The organism is Amycolatopsis sp. CA-211722, from assembly GCF_056828465.1.
Genome location: NZ_CP184752.1, coordinates 2,584,396 through 2,603,873, shown reverse-complemented (window position 1 = coordinate 2,603,873; position 19,478 = coordinate 2,584,396). Strand labels below are relative to the sequence as shown.

Sequence of the window (19,478 nt, the reverse complement as noted above, 5' to 3'; positions counted from 1 at the left end):
ACACGACGATGACACCGTGCGACGTGATCCAGACCACTTCTCCGGATCGGTTACGGTCAGGCCGTGAACGAGGCACTCATCGGCATCAAGACGGCGAATTGGGCGACCGTCGCGGTCCGCCGCCGGGTCCTCGTGATCGCGCACAACGTCACCACGGTGACACGGCTGCTGGAGGTACTTCCCGCCTTCGAGAACGATTTCCGCGTCCAGGTGGTGTTCACCTGCGCCGAGGACCCGTTCCGGCACGGCCTGCGCGAACTTCTCGACACGCTGGGCATGGCCGTCATTCCTTGGGGCGAGGCCAAACGGTACGAGTTCGACCTGGTCGTCACGGCGAGCCATCACGGCGGGATCGGCGACGTCACCGGCCCCAAGGTCATTCTTTCGCACGGAATAGGATATACCAAGTACTCGCCGGTAAATCGGGAATCAGGAAACCGGCAGATCTTCGGCCTTTCGCCACAATGGTTGCTCTACGACGGCGAACCGATCGCCGAAGCCTACGTCCTCTCCCACACCGCCCAGCTGGACCTGCTCACCGAGACGGTCCCCGCTGCCGCCGAGAAGGCCGTGGTCGCCGGAGATCCTTGCTACGACAGGATTCTCGCCGGCCTGCCGTACCGGGACAGATATCGCGAAGCGCTGGGTTCCGGTGACCGCAAGGTCGTCCTGACCTCGTCGACATGGTGGTCGAACGCCCTGCTCGGCTCCTGGCCGGATTTCCTCCGCACTCTGCTCGCCGCGCTGCCCCTCGACGAATTCCAGGTGCTCGCGGTCGTGCATCCCAACGTCCGGCACGGGCACAGTCCCTGGCAGCTGAACACGTGGCTGGCCGACTGCGTCCGCTCCGGCCTGGTTCTTCTGTCCGAAGTGGACGATTGGCAGGCGGGTCTGGCCGCCGCCGACCTGATCGTCGGCGACCACGGCTCGGTGACCGGATACGGTGCGGCGCTGGGGAAACCGACTGCGTTGGCCGCGTTCGGCGACGACGACGTCGCGCCGGGAACGGCCATCTCGGTGCTCGGCGAGACCGCGCCCCGGCTCGACCGGCGGCGTCCGCTGCTCGACCAGGTCAGGCGCGTCCTCGACGAATACCGGCCGGACGATTTCGCGGGTGTCGCCGAACTGGTCACCTCGGTCCCCGGCGAATCGCTCCAGCGGCTCCGCGGCGTCTTCTACCGGCTACTCGGCCTTTCCGAGCCCGCGAACGAGATCCCGCTCGGTCCGGCGCCCGCGCCCCGGCTCCCGATCCTGCCGTCCCACCGCGTCGCCGCCGAGGTCCACCACGAGACCGACCGTGCCGGGCGGCTCGTCCGGCTGACCAGGTATCCGGCCGAGCTTCGGCGTGGGACCGGGACCGATCCACATCTGTCCTGCCCGGACGACCACCCGCTCCGCTCGATCCGTTCGGGCGCCTCGGTGCTGACCGGCGCGAACGTCGTCGCCGGGCTGCGCGCCGGAGCGGTCGGCGCCGTCCTCGAAGCTGGGCGGAGCGTTGTGACGACACCGTCCGGGCAACAGATCGAGCTGACCGGCCCAGGCCCGACCGAAGTGCACGCCTCTGTCGTCCGCGCTTGGCTGGACGACGGGCATCCTCTCGAGGAGCTGGCTCCGTCGATCACGGTCGAGCTCGGCTTGAGCCGCTACCGCCTGGACGTCACTCTTCGCTGAGCACGGCGCGGATCTCCTCGGCCTGCTTCGCCATTCCCAATCGTTCGAAGAGGGCCAACGCCGGAAGCAGCAGCTCCTCGGCGTCCTCGCTGAGTTCGCGCAGGATCATGCCGAGCCTGCCGCCCGAAAACGCCTTGTTGGCCTCTTCGCCATCGGCGGCACGGAAGAATTCCCAGGCCGCCGCGGCGGGCTCCCGGGCGTCCTCGAAGCGGCCGAGCTTGAACAGCACCCGCCCGGTGTGCATGTCGAGCAACGCCCGCGCCCGCGGTTGCCGCGAGAACTCCATCGAGGCCACCGCTTCCCGCGATTTCCCGAAGAGCTCGAGCGCGGATCCGTGGTCGCCGCGGGCTTCCTTGGCCAGGGCGTACCAGTCGTAGATGCTCTGCCGGCCTGGCGGATAGTCGACTTCCAGCGCTTGCTCGACATACGCGTCGGTCTGATCGAAATCTTCGGCGGCTTCGTGGAGCCCGGTGAGGTCACGGAGGACCTGCCAGCGATCCCGCGGCTCCGTCCAGCGGCCGAGGATCTCGTGATAGGCGTCGATGACGTCGTCGTGCCGCTTCGTCTGATAACCGAAGTACCACAGGGAGAACGGGAAGATCGCCCCGATCTCCCCGGACGGCAGCGCGCGGGCCTCCTTGGCGGCCGCCACGATATTGGGCCATTCCCTCGTGTACTCGGCCCAGGCGTCGCCTTCGAAGGCCTCGACCCCGGCGTAGTGGCTTTCCGCCTGGATCGGGGCGGGCCGGTTCGACAGCGTCTTGTCCAGCGAGACGGCCAGCCGCCAGTTCCACTCGACGGCCTTCGTGGCGATGCCGGCGAAATCCGGCTGGTCGAACTCGGAAAGCGCCTTGTCCTTGGCGAATTCGCGCAGGAGGCTGTGATAGCGGTACCTGCCGGGGCCGGTGCGTTCGATCAGGCTGCCCTTGGTGAGCCGTTCCAGCAGGCGTTTGGTGTGGGGTGCCGCCCGGCCGAGGACCGCCGCGGCGATGGCCGTCCCGAAATCGACGCCGGGGAGCAGGCTCAAGGCCTTGAACGCGAACCGCTCGTCGTCGGCCAGTTCCGCGTAGGCGAGGTCGAAGATCTTGAGGACCGGGTGCTCGTCGTCGAGTTCGAGGGCGTACAAGGGGTTTCCGGCGCTCAGCTCGGCGACGTACTCGGCGGGGGTGCTCCCCGTGTCGCTCAGCCGCGTCGCGGCGACGGAAAGGGCGAGCGGCAGCCCTTCGCAGATCCGGTTGACGGCCTCGATCTCGCGGGCGCCGACCATGGTCCCGGTGCGTTTGACGACCAGCTCGGCGGCCGCCTCCGGCCCGAAGGTCTTGACCACCGACGTGGTGAAACCGTTCATCCGCAGCTTGTCGAAGCTGCTTCGGCTGGTGACGACCACGGCGAGCTGGGGCGAGGCGAACAGCAGCGGCACCACCTGGTCGGCCGTGGCGACGTCGTCCAGGTACAGCAGCACCTTGCGGCCGGCGAGCCGGGCGCGCAGGGCCGCGATCCGGCGCTCGTCCTTGGCCGGCATGGCTTCTCCGGCCACCCCGAGGTCTTCGAGAAGGTGCAAGGCGATCTCCGGGGCCTCCAGTCGCCCCTTCGTGCCCGCCGAACCCTGGGTGTCGCAGAAGAGCACGACCTCGTAATGCTCGGCGACCTCGTGACAGACCTCGGTGGCCAGCACGGTCTTCCCGACGCCTTGGGGGCCGGTGAACAGGATCAGATGAGGCTGCCCGGCGGAGCGGGCCTCTTCGTTGCGCCGGCGGAATTCGGCGCGCTCGGGGCCTCGGTCGACGAAATACGGATTTCGCATCTCTGCGAGCACGGAGCCGCTCCTTCCCCCTCGGGCATCGGCTCCGACCCTACCGCGAGGCGATCTCGAAGCGTGATGACTTCAGCACTTCCCGTTGGCGTTCTGGATCGCGTCGACGGCCAGCGACGCGGCCGGATAGGTCGCCAGCCGCGACCGCATCGACGTCGTCTTCGCCAGGACCCGGCCGTCCCGGAGCAGGCGCTCGACGGCCGGCACGAGCGAGGTCTCCGGATCCCAGACATGGGCGAGTCCCAGTTCCGCGAGTCTGCGTGCGGTGACGCGCTGTTCCCGGCTCCGGGGCGCGACCAGCATCCGCGCGCCCTGCGCCAGCGCCTCCTGCACGGAGTTCATCCCGCCGTGGGTCAGGAACGCGTCGACCCTGGGTAGCAGCTGGCGTTGCGGCAGCCAGCGGCGCGCGATCACGTTGGCGGGCAACGGACCCAGCGCGGAGGGCTGCGTGTGCGAGGTCGCGATCAGCACGGTCCACTCCGTACCCGAGAACGCCCGCGCGATCCGCCGGAAGAAGTCCGGCGTCCTGGCGAAGACGGTGCCGGGCGACACCAGCAACGTCGGGCCGTCGGGCGCCGGGCAGTCCTCGGTGGTGGCCGGCGCGATCAACGGCCCCACGAAACTGAAGCGGTGCGCCCGCGGCTGGAGTTCGGGCAGGGCGTTGACCAGCGCCGGGCCCGAACGGGCCGCGGTGCCGGCGTGGGTCGTCCAGAACGTGACGACGGGCAGGGCGTGCCGCCGGGCGAGACGGCGCGCCCACGGGACCATCGGGTCGGCGATCACCAGGTGCGGCCGGGTGGCGAATTCCCGTTCGCAGCGGCGGGCGGCCGCCGACCAGGCGACACGTCGGCGTGTCCGGTTCCGGATCCACGCGGCGATCTCCGGTGGCCGTGCCGTCGGCGCCACCCGCACGACGTGGTCCGGCGACGAGACCACCGGTTCGGCGCCCGTGCGGCGGACGGCGTCTTCGAATCGCGTGCCGGAGAGGACCACCCGCGCCCGATGTCCCCTGGACACCAATTCGGCCAAGACCGGGAGCATCGGGGTCACATGTCCGTGCGCGGTGTACGGCACGAAGACACAGTCCATCATCGGTCGATCATCACTGTCCGCTTGAGTCCGGGTTCGCCCGGTAGTCGTTGCCGGGATGGTGTCACATCGGGGCCCTGAGCAGCGACTACCCCAGCGACGCTGCCGGAAGGAGCGGGCTTGTGGGCGACGGAAAACGTAAGTGGAACACCCGGGTCGACGACTATCTGAACCGGAAGGCGGCGGAGCGCGGGCACGTGATCGCCATGGCGCGGATGGGATCCACCGCGTTGGAGCGCGGGGATCTCGACGAGGCGGAGGTGTGGTTCCGGAAGGCCGCCGAGGGCGGGGACAGGGTCGCGATGGGCAATCTCGCGCATCTCCTGACCGAGCGCGGCGTGCCCGAACAGGCCGAACGCTGGTACCGCGAAGCCGCGACGGCCGGTGATTCGCATGCCATGTCGCTGCTGGGAAATCTCTGCGCGAAGCGAGGGGATGCGGACGCCGCCGAGGACTGGTGGCGGCGGGCGGCCGCGGAGGGCCGGGTCGAGGCGATGGCGGAACTGGCGCGGGCGCTGCATCGGCGCGGCGAGCTCGAAGAGGCCGAGTACTGGGCCGGTGAGGCCGCAGAGGCGGGCAACGTCGAGGGGATGATCACGCTGGGCGCCGTGCTCTGCGACACCGGCCGGACGTCCGAAGCGGATCCCTGGTGGCGCAAGGCGAGCGAAGAGGCCGACGCGTCGTCGCTGATCAAACTCGGCCACCAGGCCCAGCAACGGGGCGACCTCACGCGCGCCGAAAGCTGCTATCACGCCGCCGCGGCCGCCGGCGCGCCCGACGCCGCCGTCCGCCTCGGCCTGGTGCTGCACCGTCGCGGCGAACTCGATGCCGCCGAACGCTGGTATCTCAAGGCCGCCAAGCGGGGCGACGCGGCCGCGATGACGAACCTGGGTGTGCTCGCCAACGACCGGAACGACCCCGGCGAGGCGACCGCCTGGTACCGGAAGGCCGCGGAACTCGGCAGTGTTCCCGCGTACACCAATCTTGGCAGGCTCGCCGCCGACCACGGGAACTTCCAAGAGGCCGAGCACTGGTTCCGCGCGGCCGCCGACACCGGCGACCAGGCGGGCCTCCATGATCTGGAGGAGCTGTACCGCAACCGTCAGCGGTACTAGGCCTTCCAGTTCCGCATCGCCGCGAAGCCCTCGCGCAGCCGCTGGAGCTTGCGGCTGCGGTACGGGTCCTCACCGTCGTCGAGCCGCCACCGCTCCTCGACGCCGGCGCGGAACACCGCGAGCCCCTCGAAGCCGAGGCCCGCGGTGAAGTCCGCGATGTTCACGTCGACCCGGCCCGAACCGTCGAGGTCCAGCCGCAGCAACCATTCCGCGAGCTCCTTGGGCTCCGGCGGCGAGTCCGCGCAGGCCTCGGCGTACAGCGCGAGCGCGCCCGACACCTCGGAGCCGAGCGCGCCGAAGGAATCCTCGACGAAGTCCAGTGCCTCCACCACCAGCTCGATGACGAGGCACAGCAGCGGCCCGTCCATGAGCTCCCGGGCGGTGGCGAGCACCTCGCGCACCTTCTCGGTGTACGCGACCGTGCCCTGGAAGCCGACGAAACCGCGCAACCGCAACGTTCCCTCGACGTGGCGGCGCAACGCGTCGAGGTCGCCGCGGCCCGCTTTCAGCGAGAGTTTGCGGAACAGGACCGGGTCCTCGTTCGCGTGCCCGACGAGGAGTTCGACCAGCTCGTCGCGGCCCAGCGACTCGACGTACCCGCGGATGTCGGCCGCGCCGCCGTCCGCCACGCCCTCGAGGACCAGCAGCCCGACGGCCACGCAGTGTTTGCAGAAGAAGCCGTCTGCCGCGTGCGGGCAGGAGCACTCGCCGACCAGTCCGCCGTCGACGTTGCGCAACCGGACCGTGTACCGGTCGGTGCCGCTGACCACGGCCGTCACCCCGCCCGCGACGTCGTCCAGTGTCTCGACCGACTCCAGGTACTTCGCGCCTCGCGCGAACGAGACGTCACCGGCCTGCCTGCGGAGTTCGTCCTCGCTGAACCACGTCACCGGCCTATTCTGCGCCTTGGCCCGGCGGCCCGAGGAACAACCCGCCGCTCGCCTCGATGACCTGCCCGGTCACCCACCGGGCGTCGTCGGAGACGAGGAACGCGACGACGTCCGCCACGTCCTCCGCGGTCCCGAGCCTTCGGTGCGCGGTGAGGGTTTCGATGGCGGCCTCCAGCTCCGGTGTGAAGATCGCGCCGTTGTCCGCGGTCCTGGTGGCGCCCGGCGCGACGACGTTGACCGTGATGCCGCGCGGTCCGAGCTGGTGGGCGAGAGTGCGGCTCATCGTCTCGAGCGCGCCCTTGGTCATCGCGAAGGAGGTCTGCGCCGGGTTGGCCATCCTGGTGGCGACCGACGAGACGTTGACGATGCGGCCGCCGTCGTTCAGCGGTGCCCGCTGGATGAGGAAGTACGGCGCCTTCACGTTCACCGCCATCAGGCGGTCGAAGCTTTCGGGTGTGTCCGTCTCGATCGGGCCCGCCGGCTGGGCGGCCGCGTTGTTGACCAGGATGTCCAGGCCGTCGATGCCTTCGAGGGCTTTGTCGACACCTTCCATGGTCGACAAGTCGGCCTGGCCGCTGTCATGCCGTCGGACTTTGACGCCGTCCTTTTCGAGCCGCCGCGCGATCGCCGCCCCGATCCCCCGCGACGCCCCGGTCACCAATGCCGTCTTCATGCTCACCCCAGATGTTAGTGACTAACACTTTGATAGTGTCTACCACGTGAGCCTCCGAGACCGCCAGCGCGCCGAAACCCGGCTTCAGGTGCAGTCGCACGCCATCCGCCTCTTCACCGACGTCGGCTACGACGAGACCACCGTCGCCGACGTCGCCGCGGCCGCCGGCGTCTCGGCGATGACGGTCTACCGGCATTTCCCGACGAAGGAGGACCTGGTCCTCTACGACGAGTACGACCCCGTGACCGCTTCGGCCATCGCTGCCGCGCCCCCTGGGCCCTTGCCCGCGCGGATCGGACACGCGCTCTCGGAAACGGCCGCTCACGGGTCTTCTTCGGAGAAGGCGTTCCTGCTGGCGCGGCTACGGCTGATGATCTCGGTGCCGGCGCTGCGGGCGCGACATCTGGACAGCCAGTACGCGACGGCGGACGCGATCGTGGCCGCTCTCGGTTGTTCTCCCGAGGAGGAGTTTCGGGTGCGGGCTACGGCTATGGCGTGCCTTGGGGCGGCGCATGTCGCGCTGCTTCGGTGGGCGGAGACGGACGGGGAGGCGGATCTGGCGGGGCTGATCCGCGAGACGATGACCAGCGTCTTTGGGGATCAGCGGCACCCAATCAGCAATTAACCGCGCCACGCCATGATCAAGATCCCAAAGTTGTCAGCCCTTACGACTAGCATCGAACCCGTGTTCGATCATGTCCACGACGACGTCCACCGCGGCAGCCAGCGGCACGTGCTCCCAAATGCGAGCCACGCGCCAGCCGGCGTCCTGGAGCGCGTCCGTGACAAGTCGGTCGCGCTCAACGTTCCGCCGAAGCTTTGGCGTCCAGTACCACTCGTTCGACGTGGGCTGGCGGCCATGCTCAGGGCACACGTGCCAGAAACATCCATCCACGAAGATCGCGATCTTCTTTGCGGTAAAGACGATGTCAGGCCGGACGGCGACACCACTGTCCAAAACGAGCCGGAGATCCTTGCGATAACGGTAACCAAGCCGGTGCAGCTGCACACGCAGCGCTACTTCGGGCTTGGTGTCGGTCCGCCGGTTCGCCCGCATATTGCGCGACCGGCCAGGGTTAGCCGCAGCCGGATAAGGACGCCTGGCACTTTGACCTTCTCCAGGTCCGCCACCGCTTGTCTCCGACACGCCTACCTACCACCGAACCTGTCGCTGGACCACGAAGCCTGTCAGGCAAGATACCTCTTGCAGGACAGCGCACGGCCATCGCCTCGGAAGGATCATCATGACTGAACGTCTCAAGGCGATCGAAATCTGCGCTGGCGCCGGCGGCCAGGCCCTCGGCCTTCACCAAGCCGGGTTCGACCACAAGCTCGCCTTCGAACTCGACGATAACGCGTGCGAAACGCTCAGGCAGCAAGCCATTGTGGACGAAGTAGTCGATGGCGATGTCGCCAACCCCAAGAAATGGGAGCTGACCAAGGAGTTCAAGGGGATTGACCTCCTCGCTGGCGGAGTTCCCTGCCCCCCATTCACGATCGCCGGGAAGCAGCTCGGGGCAGACGATGAACGCGACCTCTTCGCCTGGACGGTCGAGCAAGTCGCGGACCTCCAGCCCCGCGCCCTGCTGCTCGAGAACGTCCGGGGCCTCAGCATGCCAAGGTTCGCCGGCTACCGGCAGCACGTCTTGGATCGCCTGACCACGATGGGCTACTTCGCCGAATGGCGGCTTCTGCAAGCTTCCGACTTCAACGTCCCACAGCTACGGCCGCGATTTGTCCTAGTCGCTCTAGAGGCCGAGTACGCTGATTACTTCGCTTGGCCTGAGCCTCAAGGCGAAGCCCCCACAGTCGGCAAGACGCTCAAGAAGCTCATGGGTTCGGCCGGCTGGGAAGGCGCCAACGACTGGGCCAAGAAGGCCAACAAGATCGCGCCGACGATTGTTGGCGGATCCAAGAAACACGGTGGAGCCGATCTCGGCCCGACCAGGGCAAAAGAAGCATGGAAGCTACTGGGGGTCGACGCGATGGGCGTGGCAAACGAGCCACCCCAAAGCGGTGACACATTCGACATAGGACCAAAACTAACCTGCGAGATGGTCGCCAGGATCCAAGGCTTCCCACCCGGAACCTTCTTCTCCGGCAGGAAAACCGCGCAGTACCGCCAGATCGGGAACGCCTTCCCTCCGCCAGTCGCAAAGGCCGTCGGCGAAGCCATCCGCAAGGCCCTAAGCGGCAAGGGGAAGCGAGTGTCCCGCGGGGAAACCGAACACGACCCGGTGTATCGAGCACTGAAAAAGGCCGGCGACTTCGTCAAGGCGGAGACTCTGATCAAGACGAGTGACGGACAGCTCGATGTGCCTGACCTTGAGCGGCGAATCAGCCTCCTGCAACGGGACTTCGATGTCGATGTAGTTACCAGCAATGGAACAACCCTCTACCGCTTGGGCAAGTTCAAGGCCTTTACCGGGCAGCACGACCATAACCGCCATGAGGTCTTCCTCAAGAACCGCGCTCGCATCAGCTGACGAGCTAGCAGGGTGCACCGGGCAGCCGTCCCGTGCACCCTGCTGCAGCCGCACCTTGAACCAATGACTCACTAGCGGGGGACTACCGGCGCTGGCACCGATGACTTCTCACCGCTCCAGGCAATAGCCCAATAGTTCCCCTCAATTTCCGCCTTTGGCCGCGGGTCCTCAAGGTCAACTGGAACTACTCGAGCAGCGATTACTTCCCCTTTTCGGGGGCAATCCAGCCCCAGCGAACGAGCGACTAAGGGATCATTACTTTGATGCCCAAGCACAAGGATCCCCTCGGGCCGAAGGTACGCTCGCGCACCGCCCGAATCCCTCGCACGCTTCATCGAGTCATCCTGCTGCGCAACGGTAGCAATTTCAGCTCTGCGGACGATCCGCCTCTGAACTACCCTGAAAAGCTCATTTACTCGCGATTGCCCAGTGACTCCACGACTCCCACGCGCATTAAAAATCCGTTCCCTATCACTATCAGAAATCTCCAGGAACAAGTTGGGAGCTAGGCGCCCATGATCCTCCCAAAGGGGCAAGATCGCGGAGTGCGCCTCCTTCTTAAGGGTATTCTTGCGATCCCGGTTCGCGCCCCTATTGAGGAACTCCTCACGAACTCTCACCAGACCAGCAGACCATGACTGCGCCAGGTCGTTCGCCCACAAGAGAAGACAGATATGGCCGATAGCCTCAGGTGGCAGCATCCACGCTTTGGACATCGAATACTTGCAATCTACCTGAATTCCTGCGATCCGGTAATCCGTGGCATCTCCATCTTCAAAGCCAAACTCACGATGGAGATTTATCTCAATAAGCGTCCCCATGTGAGTCTTCTCGGTCTTATGAAGCTGATCGAAGGACCATCGGCCGGTGCGTTGCCCATCATACAACTGATCAAGCGTGTCGCGAATAACCTCCGCAACCCTGTTGCCTTCAGGATCCCTACGGTAGAGCTCGTCTCTCACCGCCAGCATCTCAGCATCAGCCCCGAGATAGTCAGCAATGCCAGGAATAGTCAACTATTCAACCCCTCGACTTCAGCAAAGAAAGTTAAGAACTTCACGAAGCTCTGTCAGGACAGAGATTGCCCGAGCTTCCGGAATATCTCTTCACGTTGCGCGCCCGGCAATTGCCAGACATGCGACATCACCCGCTCGACACGACTAGGCTCCCGCTTACCTGCTGCCATCCAAGCAAGGATGGCTTGCTTTTCCTTGCGAGGAAGCTCTGTTATCTCGTCCCACACCTTCCGCCCGTCAAATCTAGGTGCAGCCAGATGCTTAGCAGTCTCGTTACAACGGGAACATTCAGTAACAAGATTTTCCTCACCAGACGGCGAGCCGTACTTGTGCGCCTCCACGTGACCCACGGTCAAGCGGGCCGCGACTTCGGTCTCGTCGGGATAGATCTCGCCAGCGAGAATCCCGCACCTGATACACCGATTTCCATCTCGTTCGAAAACTCTCCTGCGCGTAGAAGCTGTTATCACGCGCAGCCCGGCCGAGCGATGCTCCTTCTCCCATACCGGCAGGCCAACTTTCTCGAGAACGAGCTCCCCCGGCGCCAACCCAGCTCGATCCCGATAGGTCGAGATGATCCAGCCCGCCGGCCGGAGATCACGCATACGCCTGTCGATCTGTTCGACGCCCGGCATCGCCTCACGTAGCTGCTGTTTGACGAACCGGCCGCCTTCACCCACTTCAGCCGCCAGCCAAAGCGCGACCCGCACCCTCGTGCCCAGATTTGAGTCCCTCCAGTCGGGACCCAGGGCTCCCCCTACAGCCAAACTCAACCTCCTAGGGCCTTCGCACCCTTCGCACGCTACGCCGCCGAAGGTTGCTTCGGCAAGTAGCGGCAACACTGTCGCGTCGCGCCACCAAGGCAGCCAGAGCATCCAAGGCGGGCTATGCCACCATGCGACCCCAGCACGATCAGTCACCGCAACTCCGCTCAGACCCGCAAGGCCTTCATTTCTCGTAAATACGTTGCATTGACCAGCCTTCAAGGCCATAGTGAGAGCACTCAACCAATCCCAGGAGCGGCCATGATGGACATGCAGAAGCGAAAGGCGCAGCGTCGGCATTCGGCCGCCGCGTCCATCGCCGTATGTTCGTCACCCTGGTCCTGGCGACGTTCGCGGCGCCATGACCAGCGAGTTCTGGTCGGCAAGGGCTCCCCATCATGACGCCATAGCGCGCTTGATGTCAGGGAGCCGCCCATCGGGAAACCGATCCGGGCGGCTTCTCTCTTTTTCCTGCGCGAATGCGATTCCTTATCGGCGAGCTTGGGAAGCGGAACGGTCTCCAAAACCGTGTCCAGGGGGTTCGACTCCTCCCGCCGGTGCTCGACGCTGCCCATTTCAGCGCGAACCTTGAGAACTGAAGACTTTTCCCGAAAGCTCGTCCCCGTCGTCGAAGAGGCGGCCAGGACGAGCGCCGGTGGAGGCGTGCACTCGCCTCCACTTCACCCCTGTAGCTCAGGTGGACAGAGCGCCGCACTACGAATGCGGAGGTCCCAGGTTCGAGTCCTGGCAGGGGTACTGGTCGGCGTATCCGAGGGGGATTCGCCGGCCGACGGACGCGAGGAGGCACTGGCCCCTCCCACTTTGGGGGTCACCGCGTCCGATGAGCAGCCTCGAGGAGGATTGGCCGAGCCCGGTAAGGCAACCGTCCCGAAAACGGTGGTCGGCGCGAGAGCGTCGCGCAGGTTCGAATCCTGCATCCTCCGCGAGCCCTCGTGGTCCAACGGATACGACGCCGGCGTCCGAAGCCGGGAACGCAGGTTCGACTCCTGCCGGGGGCACACCGACCCAAGCCGCTGGACTTCTGAGCGTCTGCAAGGTCCACAACGGACAGACAAAAAGGCCCTCCCGCGAACGGGAGGGCCTTAGTGCTGTCTCAACCAGACGTGCGCCCGAAGGGATTCGAACCCCTGACCTTCTGATCCGTAGTCAGATGCTCTATCCAGCTGAGCTACGGGCGCTTGTTCAGTTATCAATCTAGCACCTGCCGGAACAGGTACCAGCGGAGGCTCCGGGATTTGAACCCGGGAGGGGGGGTTACCCCCAACCGCATTAGCAGTGCGGCGCCATAGACCAGACTAGGCGAAGCCTCCCAGGCCCAACGACCACTGCTCAAATAGGTTACACACCCCGTGGACCCCCTTGGAAGGCACCCCCCTTAGACACGGCGCGGGGCTCTGAGCAGGGCATATGCGTGCCCCGCCGAGCTCGTCGGCTTCGAGGACGCGAGGGCGGTCTCGGGCCGCGGGCAGGCGAGGTCGCTCGGGGCCCACCGCGGTGGGAACTTCGCGGTGAGCCGCGACGTGAGAAGAATCGCACTCGTTCAGCTCTTCGCCAGCTCCACGAACGGCACGAGGGCGTCGGGGTTCAGCAGGGCGTCGCGGCTGACGGCCCGGTCGGGGGACACACCCGAAAGGATCTTCTTGACCGGGACCTCGCACTTCTTGCCGTTGAGCGTCCGGGGCACCTCGCTCACCTGGACGAACCGGTCGGGCACGTGCCGCGGCGAGAGGGCCCCGCGCAGTTCCTTGCGCAGGGTGGGCTCGACCTCGTCGAGCGACGCGCCCTCGGCCAGCACGAGGAAGCACAACAGCTGTCCGTCTTCGTTGCCCGCCGCCGACGTGTCGATCACCAGCGAGTCCGCCACCTGGTCGAACGACTCCACGACCCGGTAGAACTCGGCCGTGCCCATCCGGACGCCGCCACGATTGAGCGTCGAGTCGCTGCGGCCGTAGATGACGGCGGAGCCGCGTCCGGTGATCCGGATCCAGTCGCCGTGCCGCCAGATCCCTGGGTACATCTCGAAGTAGGCCTCGCGCAGCCGCGAGCCGTCCGGGTCGTTCCAGAAGAACACCGGCATCGACGGCATCGGCTCGGTGATCACCAGTTCGCCGACCGTCTCCACGACGGGCTTCCCGGTCTCGTCGAACGCGGCGACGGCGGCGCCGAGCGCGCGGACCGAGAGTTCGCCCAGCCAGACCGGGACGTCCGGGGCCGACGCGACGAACGCCGCGCACAGATCCGTGCCGCCGGAAACCGAGCAGATCTGGACGCGTTTGCCGACCTCGTCGACGATCCACCGGAAACCCTCGACGCTCAGCGGCGCGCCAGTGGATCCCAAGGCGCGCAACGCGGTGAGGTCGTACCGTTCGGCGGGTTTGAGGCCGGCCTTCAGGCAGCTCTGGATGTACGGCGCCGAGGTGCCGAAATAGGTGACGCGGTGCTGCTCGGCCAAGTGCCACAACACGTTCAGGTCCGGATGCCCCGGGCTGCCGTCGAAGAGCACGATCGTGGTGCCGGTCAGCAGGCCGGAGATGAGGAAGTTCCACATCATCCAGCCGGTGGTGGTGAACCAGAAGAACCGATCGCCGGGGCCCAGATCGCTTTGCAGGGCGAGGGCTTTGAGATGTTCGAGGGTGATCCCGCCGTGCCCGTGCACGATGCCCTTCGGCAGACCGGTGGTCCCCGAGGAGTACAGCACCCACAGCGGGTGGGCGAAGTCGACAGGCTCGAAGGCCAGCTCCGCGCCGGCGTTGTCGGCGAGCAGTTTGTCCCAGTCGAGCGTGCCGTCGAGGCGGCCGCCGGCGTAGTCGACGAGCACGGTCGCTTCGAGCGTGGGGATCTCGTCCCGCAGGGAGTTCACCGTCGACCGGCTGTCGAACCACCGTCCATTGTAGACGTAGCCGTTGACCGCGATCAGCACCTTCGGCTCGATCTGCGCGAAGCGGTCGGTGATCGCGCGGACGCCGAAGTCCGGCGAGCACGACGACCAGATCGCGCCGAGGCTCGCGGTGGCGAGGAAGGCGATCAGCGTCTGCGGGCAGTTCGGCGCCAGCGCGACGACCCTGTCTCCCTTGGCCACGCCCAGCTTGCGCAGCCCTTCCCGCGCGGAGGCGACGGCGGACCGCAGGGCGCCGTACGTCAGCTGCGACGAGAGGCCGTCTTCGCGGTGGAAGATCACGGCGACCTCGTCGTCGGCCTTCGCGGCGCCCGCGACACCGGGCATGAGCGAGTGCTCGGCGTAGTTCAGCGTGCCGCCCGCGAACCACTGGGCGTTCGGCATCTCGCCGGTGAGCACCTCACCGGGCTGGTCGTGCCAGCGCACGCCGAGGAAGCCGGCGACGGCGGACCAGAACTCCGGCCCGCGCCGCACGGAGAACTCCCACAACGCGTTGTAGTCGTCGACCTCCACGCCGCGTTCGGTGCGCAGCCACTGGCGGAACACGTCGATCTTGGTGTCGGACAGGCGGCTCGGCTCAGGGCGCCAGAGCACTTCTGGGGCGTCGGCGGTGTGCGTCACCCCGCGATGTTAACCCTCGTTAACCGAACTGGCGAGCCCCCGTGAACAGCTCGTACGCCATCGCCTTCAGCCGCGACGCGTCGAGCGGGGTGACGGTCAGCCACCCTCGATCGCGGCGAAGCCCGTAGCGGCCGTCGGGAGTGTCCACCCAGGTCAACGTTCCTTCGCCGCGCACCCAGCGGCCCTCCCACGACTTCCTGGCCGCGCCGAGCCGTCCGCCGCCGATCCGCCGCGTCGCGATCCGGACCAGCACGATGACCTCGGGTTCCCGCAGCCCGGCGTCGCGCAGGACGTCGGAGAACGCCGGCTGCCCACCGCGTTCCCCCGCCTCGCAAGCGGCCGTGTAGTCGTCGACCCGCAGGTTGACCGAGAGGCCCCGTCCCTGCTCGCACGGCGGCAACGCCTGCAGCAGGGTCGCCGCGACGAGCGGTTCCCGCAGCGCGGACAGCTCGACGTCGGTGCCCGAGACGCCGATCGCGACCGCGCCGCGATCGGATACGCAGCCGACGGCCCGGTACGCCGGTTCGCCGTCGAGCCGCAGGTCCAGCGTGAGTTCGCTGTTCGCGATGGTGTGCAGCAGCCGCACCAGTTCGGGCGACGGCTCGTCCACCGTGCCGAGGCCGCGTTCGGACAGCGTCGCGCTCGCCGTGGCCACCAGTTCCGCCCGGAACTCCGGTGTCCGCCCGACGTGCGGGACCTCCAGTACCGCGGGCAGTTCGTCGCGTCCGTGCGCCGACCAGAGCAGGAACAGCTCGCCGACGTGCAGCCGGATCCAGTCCATCAGCGGTCGGTCCTCGGGTCTTCGCCGATGACCGGCGGGGTCACGTGCCCGCCGAGACCCCAGACGTCGGAATCCTCGACGAGATAGCCCGGCGACTTGCGGCTTTCGCCGTCCTGCTGCCCTTGCGGCGGCATCATCCCCATCGGCATCCCGCCGATCCCGCCGATTCCCGCGGCCGCGGCCCTGGTCCCGGCGACCTGACCGGGCTGCTGCCCCGCCGGGCCGAACCCGCCGACACCGGACCGGCTGCCCTGCCCCAGGTCCTGGGCCGTGCCGGCGACGCCGGGCGGCGGGACGACGGCACCGCTGCTCGCGCCGGGCTGGCGCGGCGCCTCGACGACGGGTTCCCGCACCGGGATCGGAGCGGCGTCATCGGTACCGCTGCTGCTCGTGGAGTCGTCCGGCGGTGTCTCCGGCTTCGGGTCCGGTTCGGGCTCCGGCTTGGGTTCTTCGGGTTTCTCGAGGATCTTCGGCTGTTCGCCGTACGAGACGAACTGAGGGACCTTCTCGTAGACCTCGCCGGAACTGCGCTGCATCCTCGTCATCACGTCGGCGGCCTGACGATGCAGGTCCTGTGCGCTCTCGTCAGTGGGTTCGGCGACGAGCCGCCCGGCTTCGGCGAATCCGCCTCCCGACGGCGGCGCGGCCGACATGGCCTGCGTCGAATCCAGGTCCGCCACCGGGATCGGGCGGCGCGTCGGCCGCTCCGGCAGCTTGGGAAGCGGCGCGTATCCCGGCGGTTCGGGCATCGTGCGCCGCGCGGTTTCGGCGATGTCCGCCTGGCGGCGTACGCAGTTCGCGACGTTGTCGGCCCGCAGGCTCGTCTCGCTCGCCCAGTCGACGAGCTTGATCGCGACGTCGCGAGCCCGTTCCGCGCCCTCGCCCGTCCAGCCGTCGGCGGTCGCGATGATGGCCGCTCGCAGCTCGGAACCGATCCGGTCGAGGACCACCCCGATGGTCGCCCACTGGCCGGCGACGGCCTCCGCGCTCGCCAGATCCAGCTCGTTGTGGACCATCTCGTAGAGCTGCCGGTGCGGGATGGTCATGTAGTCGATGTCGGCGTAGAGGCTGTCGGGGCCGGGTTCCGGGTCGGGCTCGCGGGGCGGCCACGGCATGGGCAGGATCCGCATCAGCGCTCGTCCTTCCGCTCGTGGTCGACGACGTCTTCCATGTCGAACTTGCGGGCGATCCGCTCGATGCGTTCCTGCCCCTCCTCGTCCGCGGCGACGTACAGCTTCCGCGCCGCCTTCACGGTGAGCTGGAAGTCTTCGAGGACACCGGCGAAATCGGTGAGGACGGGGACGGCGGCTTCGGTTCCCTTGGTCGCGGCGCCCTGGAACCGGTCGCTCATCGTGTGCCCGACGAAGTTGTCGCCCAGTTTCAAGGGCGCCTTGAGTTCCGTCGAACCCTTGATCAGGGCATCGAGCTCCTGCCGGGCTTTCAGCAGCGCGTCGATGAGCTTCTTGGCGGCGTCCTCGGTGACCTTGACGGTCCCCTTCTTGGCATCGGTCTTGGCGGCCCGGATCTTGCTCGCCAGCGGCGCCAAGGCCGGCGCCGAAGCTCCGAACGCGGCTTGTGCCGTCACACGCGTTTCGGGTGACTGTGCCATCGGACCCCTCCCCTGTCACATCTGAAGGGGAATGCTAGCGCGAACGGAGTCATCGCAGGTGGGCGTCGAACCAATTCAGCGTGCGCTGCCAGGCCTCCGCGGCCGCGTCCGGGTCGGCGTCGAAACGGTGGTTGGCGCCCGGGTAGTGGACGACGTTCGTGGCGACGTTCGCCGTCGCCGCCGCGTCGCGAAGTTGCTCGACTTCGGCGCCTCCGGCCTCGTCGCCCGCGTCGCCGTACATGCCGAGCCAAGGACTGGTGAGCCGTCCGGCGATCTCGACCAGCACCGGCAGCCCGGTGACGCCCTGCCCGCCGACGCTGACCGCCGCGCCCAGCCTGCGATTCGACGCCACGACCAGCGCGGCCGTCCCGCCGAGGTCGAAACCGACGACACCGACGAGATCCGCCTGGACACCACGCTCGGCGAGCCAGGAAAGCGTCGCGTCGGTGGCTTCGAGGAGGTCCTGCTGCGTGAGGTCGTCGCGGTCGAGATGCGGGGTGACGGTGAGCCAGCCTTCGCCCGCGAGCCCGGCCAGGAGCAGGCCCAGACCCTCTTCGACCTCTTCGGCCTCCTCGTGCAGCACCACCAGTCCGCCGCGGACGACACCGTCCGGTTCGGCGAAGGTCAGGCGCAGCGTGTGGCCGTCGGCGTGCTGGTGTTCCACCGTGGTCGTCAGGGTCATTCCTCCATCAGACCACTCTTAGGTAAATATTCGGAGCTTGCGCGGGCGCGGGAGGATACGGTGTCGGAGCCGTCCCCCAGACGTAGGAGCGCCGAAGATGTCACCTGTTTCGCCGCGTGCGGATCTCGAATCGTTGCCGAAGTACGTCCCTGGCCGGACAATCCAGGGTGCGATCAAGCTGGCGAGCAACGAGGTCCCCGGTGGGCCGCTGCCGAGTGTGGCGCAGGCCATAGCCGAGACGGCGCGGGGCATCAACCGGTACCCGGACATCACCGCTTCCGGGCTCGTCGAGCGGCTGGCCCGCGAGCTGAACGAGCCCGTCGAGCGGATCGCCGTCGGTTGCGGTTCGGTTTCCCTTTGCCAGCAGATGATCCAGGCGCTGTGCGGCCCGGGCGACGAGGTCGTCTTCCCGTGGCGTTCGTTCGAGGCGTACCCGATCGTCGCGCAGGTGGCGAACGCCGTCAGCGTGAAGGTGCCGCTGACCGCCGGGCACGGGCTGGACCTGGACGCGATGCTGGCCGCGATCACGCCCAAGACGCGGCTGGTCTTCGTGTGCAACCCCAACAACCCGACCGGGACGGTCGTGCGCCGGGCCGAACTGGAGCGTTTCCTCGACGCCGTGCCCTCGGGTGTGCTCGTCGTGCTCGACGAGGCGTACAAGGAGTTCGTGACCGACGCCGAGGTGCCGGACGGCGTCGAACTCGCGCGCGGCAGGGACAACGTCGCGGTACTGCGGACTTTCTCGAAGGCTTACGGCCTCGCCGGCCTCCGCGTGGGTTACGCGGTGGCGCCGGAAGCGATCACCGTCGCGCTGAAGCAGGTCTACATCGCGTTCTCGGTGAACATGATCGCCCAGGCGGCGGCCATCGCCTCGCTCGACGCGGCCGACGAGCTGCTGGAACGCTGCAAGGAGATCGTCTCGGAGCGCACTCGCGTCCGGGATGCCTTGGTGGCCAAGGGTTACGAGGTGCCGGAGACGCAGGCGAACTTCGTCTGGCTGCCGCTGGGCGAGCGGACGACCGAGTTCGCGGAGCACGCGCTGGAGCGCAAGCTGATCGTGCGTCCCTTCGCGGGCGAAGGCGCGCGAGTGACCATCGGGACACCTGAGGAGAACGACCTCTTCCTCGAAGCGGCCGGGGATTTCCCGCGCTGACGACGTTTTCGGCCGGCCCACGCTTCGTCGACCCGCGTTCGGTCGGCCGAGTGCGGGCCGTTCCTTTCGGGGCCAGGCAGGACACTGTCCCGAAAGCCACTTTCGCGACACCTGACGTCCCGAACGTGGCTTTCGCGACACGAGCACGAGCCCAGGCCGCCAGGGAAGCCCGCGTTCGGTCGGCCGAGTGCGGGCCGT

General features: G+C 67.4%; 17 protein-coding genes and 6 tRNA genes. 9 read left to right on the top strand and 14 right to left on the bottom strand.

Annotated features, from left to right (window positions below; translation table 11 throughout):
- Positions 1-63 precede the first annotated feature (63 nt).
- A complete protein-coding gene (locus ACOCEP_RS12760) occupies positions 64-1,671 on the top strand; it encodes a hypothetical protein (RefSeq protein WP_482337410.1) in 1,608 nt (535 codons plus the stop codon).
- Here ACOCEP_RS12760 and ACOCEP_RS12755 read toward each other — a convergent pair.
- Complete coding sequence (locus ACOCEP_RS12755) at positions 1,658-3,487, bottom strand: NB-ARC domain-containing protein (protein ID WP_482337409.1); 1,830 nt, start codon at positions 3,485-3,487, stop codon at positions 1,658-1,660. The genes ACOCEP_RS12760 and ACOCEP_RS12755 overlap by 14 nt on opposite strands.
- A gap of 69 nt (positions 3,488-3,556) precedes the next feature.
- On the bottom strand, positions 3,557-4,576 hold the full coding sequence (locus ACOCEP_RS12750) for a nucleotide disphospho-sugar-binding domain-containing protein (protein ID WP_482337408.1): 1,020 nt from the start codon (positions 4,574-4,576) through the stop codon (positions 3,557-3,559).
- Between the two features lie 119 nt (positions 4,577-4,695).
- Here ACOCEP_RS12750 and ACOCEP_RS12745 point away from each other — a divergent pair, with 119 nt between their 5' ends.
- Positions 4,696-5,688, top strand: a complete 993-nt coding sequence (locus ACOCEP_RS12745; RefSeq protein ID WP_482337407.1) for an SEL1-like repeat protein — start codon at positions 4,696-4,698, stop codon at positions 5,686-5,688.
- Here the strand turns inward: ACOCEP_RS12745 and ACOCEP_RS12740 are convergent.
- Together ACOCEP_RS12740 and ACOCEP_RS12735 are read right to left on the bottom strand one after the other, a co-directional pair.
- On the bottom strand, positions 5,685-6,578 hold the full coding sequence (locus ACOCEP_RS12740) for an SWIM zinc finger family protein (protein ID WP_482337406.1): 894 nt from the start codon (positions 6,576-6,578) through the stop codon (positions 5,685-5,687). The two genes, ACOCEP_RS12745 and ACOCEP_RS12740, sit on opposite strands and share 4 nt — an antisense overlap.
- Before the next feature lie 4 nt (positions 6,579-6,582).
- Entirely contained in the window at positions 6,583-7,251 is a 669-nt protein-coding gene (locus ACOCEP_RS12735) for an SDR family oxidoreductase (RefSeq protein WP_482337405.1), read from the bottom strand.
- A 46-nt stretch (positions 7,252-7,297) separates the two neighbouring features.
- On the opposite strand from ACOCEP_RS12735, the gene ACOCEP_RS12730 reads away from it, so the two are divergent.
- Complete coding sequence (locus tag ACOCEP_RS12730) at positions 7,298-7,876, top strand: TetR/AcrR family transcriptional regulator (RefSeq protein WP_482337404.1); 579 nt, start codon at positions 7,298-7,300, stop codon at positions 7,874-7,876.
- Positions 7,877-7,909: 33 nt separating this feature from the next.
- On the opposite strand, the gene ACOCEP_RS12725 is transcribed toward ACOCEP_RS12730, so the two are convergent.
- Positions 7,910-8,398, bottom strand: a complete 489-nt coding sequence (locus ACOCEP_RS12725; protein ID WP_482337403.1) for a very short patch repair endonuclease — start codon at positions 8,396-8,398, stop codon at positions 7,910-7,912.
- A 97-nt stretch (positions 8,399-8,495) separates the two neighbouring features.
- On the opposite strand from ACOCEP_RS12725, the gene ACOCEP_RS12720 reads away from it, so the two are divergent.
- Positions 8,496-9,737 (top strand): DNA cytosine methyltransferase, encoded by a 1,242-nt coding sequence (locus ACOCEP_RS12720; RefSeq protein ID WP_482337402.1) that lies wholly within the window; start codon positions 8,496-8,498, stop codon positions 9,735-9,737.
- 71 nt (positions 9,738-9,808) lie between these two features.
- Here ACOCEP_RS12720 and ACOCEP_RS12715 read toward each other — a convergent pair whose 3' ends face one another.
- Together ACOCEP_RS12715 and ACOCEP_RS12710 are read right to left on the bottom strand one after the other, a co-directional pair.
- A complete protein-coding gene (locus tag ACOCEP_RS12715; protein ID WP_482339703.1) occupies positions 9,809-10,708 on the bottom strand; it encodes a NaeI family type II restriction endonuclease in 900 nt (299 codons plus the stop codon).
- Between the two features lie 98 nt (positions 10,709-10,806).
- Positions 10,807-11,463 carry an HNH endonuclease gene (locus ACOCEP_RS12710; protein ID WP_482337401.1) on the bottom strand — a complete coding sequence of 219 codons (657 nt, stop codon included), beginning with the start codon at positions 11,461-11,463 and terminating at the stop codon, positions 10,807-10,809.
- Between the two features lie 545 nt (positions 11,464-12,008).
- Between ACOCEP_RS12710 and ACOCEP_RS12705 the strand changes: the two genes are divergently transcribed.
- From ACOCEP_RS12705 to ACOCEP_RS12690, 4 genes are all read left to right on the top strand, one after another.
- Positions 12,009-12,077 (top strand) — tRNA-Trp (locus tag ACOCEP_RS12705).
- A 122-nt stretch (positions 12,078-12,199) separates the two neighbouring features.
- Positions 12,200-12,273, top strand: a tRNA-Arg gene (locus tag ACOCEP_RS12700).
- 99 nt (positions 12,274-12,372) lie between these two features.
- A tRNA-Ser gene (locus ACOCEP_RS12695) sits at positions 12,373-12,461 on the top strand.
- 3 nt (positions 12,462-12,464) lie between these two features.
- Positions 12,465-12,536, top strand: a tRNA-Arg gene (locus tag ACOCEP_RS12690).
- Between the two features lie 106 nt (positions 12,537-12,642).
- Here the strand turns inward: ACOCEP_RS12690 and ACOCEP_RS12685 are convergent.
- The 7 genes from ACOCEP_RS12685 to ACOCEP_RS12655 form a co-directional block, all read right to left on the bottom strand.
- Positions 12,643-12,716 (bottom strand) — tRNA-Arg (locus ACOCEP_RS12685).
- Positions 12,717-12,758: 42 nt separating this feature from the next.
- A tRNA-Ser gene (locus ACOCEP_RS12680) sits at positions 12,759-12,848 on the bottom strand.
- 230 nt (positions 12,849-13,078) lie between these two features.
- Positions 13,079-15,055, bottom strand: coding sequence for an acetoacetate--CoA ligase (locus ACOCEP_RS12675; RefSeq protein WP_482337400.1), 1,977 nt, complete (start codon positions 15,053-15,055; stop codon positions 13,079-13,081).
- A 19-nt stretch (positions 15,056-15,074) separates the two neighbouring features.
- The gene (locus tag ACOCEP_RS12670) at positions 15,075-15,836 is read right to left on the bottom strand and encodes an ESX secretion-associated protein EspG (protein WP_482337399.1); all 762 of its coding nucleotides are present in this window, start codon (positions 15,834-15,836) and stop codon (positions 15,075-15,077) included.
- Positions 15,836-16,966, bottom strand: coding sequence for a PPE domain-containing protein (locus tag ACOCEP_RS12665; RefSeq protein WP_482337398.1), 1,131 nt, complete (start codon positions 16,964-16,966; stop codon positions 15,836-15,838). Before ACOCEP_RS12665 ends, ACOCEP_RS12670 begins: the two co-directional genes overlap by 1 nt.
- Positions 16,966-17,445 carry a hypothetical protein gene (locus ACOCEP_RS12660; protein WP_482337397.1) on the bottom strand — a complete coding sequence of 160 codons (480 nt, stop codon included), beginning with the start codon at positions 17,443-17,445 and terminating at the stop codon, positions 16,966-16,968. Before ACOCEP_RS12660 ends, ACOCEP_RS12665 begins: the two co-directional genes overlap by 1 nt.
- A 49-nt stretch (positions 17,446-17,494) precedes the next feature.
- Complete coding sequence (locus ACOCEP_RS12655) at positions 17,495-18,127, bottom strand: dienelactone hydrolase family protein (protein WP_465414817.1); 633 nt, start codon at positions 18,125-18,127, stop codon at positions 17,495-17,497.
- 97 nt (positions 18,128-18,224) lie between these two features.
- Here ACOCEP_RS12655 and hisC point away from each other — a divergent pair, with 97 nt between their 5' ends.
- Positions 18,225-19,280 (top strand): histidinol-phosphate transaminase, encoded by a 1,056-nt coding sequence (gene hisC, locus ACOCEP_RS12650; RefSeq protein ID WP_482337396.1) that lies wholly within the window; start codon positions 18,225-18,227, stop codon positions 19,278-19,280.
- Positions 19,281-19,478: the final 198 nt, after the last annotated feature.

What these genes read in the sequence shown, in the direction of transcription:
- ACOCEP_RS12750 (WP_482337408.1), bottom strand. Translation starts at nt 4,576, where the DNA reads ATGATGGACTGTGTCTTCGTGCCGTACACCGCGCACGGACATGTGACC.
- ACOCEP_RS12735 (WP_482337405.1), bottom strand. Translation starts at nt 7,251, where the DNA reads ATGAAGACGGCATTGGTGACCGGGGCGTCGCGGGGGATCGGGGCGGCG.
- ACOCEP_RS12720 (WP_482337402.1), top strand. Translation starts at nt 8,496, where the DNA reads ATGACTGAACGTCTCAAGGCGATCGAAATCTGCGCTGGCGCCGGCGGC.
- ACOCEP_RS12715 (WP_482339703.1), bottom strand. Translation starts at nt 10,708, where the DNA reads ATGCTGGCGGTGAGAGACGAGCTCTACCGTAGGGATCCTGAAGGCAAC.
- ACOCEP_RS12670 (WP_482337399.1), bottom strand. Translation starts at nt 15,836, where the DNA reads ATGGACTGGATCCGGCTGCACGTCGGCGAGCTGTTCCTGCTCTGGTCG.
- ACOCEP_RS12665 (WP_482337398.1), bottom strand. Translation starts at nt 16,966, where the DNA reads ATGCGGATCCTGCCCATGCCGTGGCCGCCCCGCGAGCCCGACCCGGAA.
- ACOCEP_RS12660 (WP_482337397.1), bottom strand. Translation starts at nt 17,445, where the DNA reads ATGGCACAGTCACCCGAAACGCGTGTGACGGCACAAGCCGCGTTCGGA.
- ACOCEP_RS12655 (WP_465414817.1), bottom strand. Translation starts at nt 18,127, where the DNA reads ATGACCCTGACGACCACGGTGGAACACCAGCACGCCGACGGCCACACG.
- hisC (WP_482337396.1), top strand. Translation starts at nt 18,225, where the DNA reads ATGTCACCTGTTTCGCCGCGTGCGGATCTCGAATCGTTGCCGAAGTAC.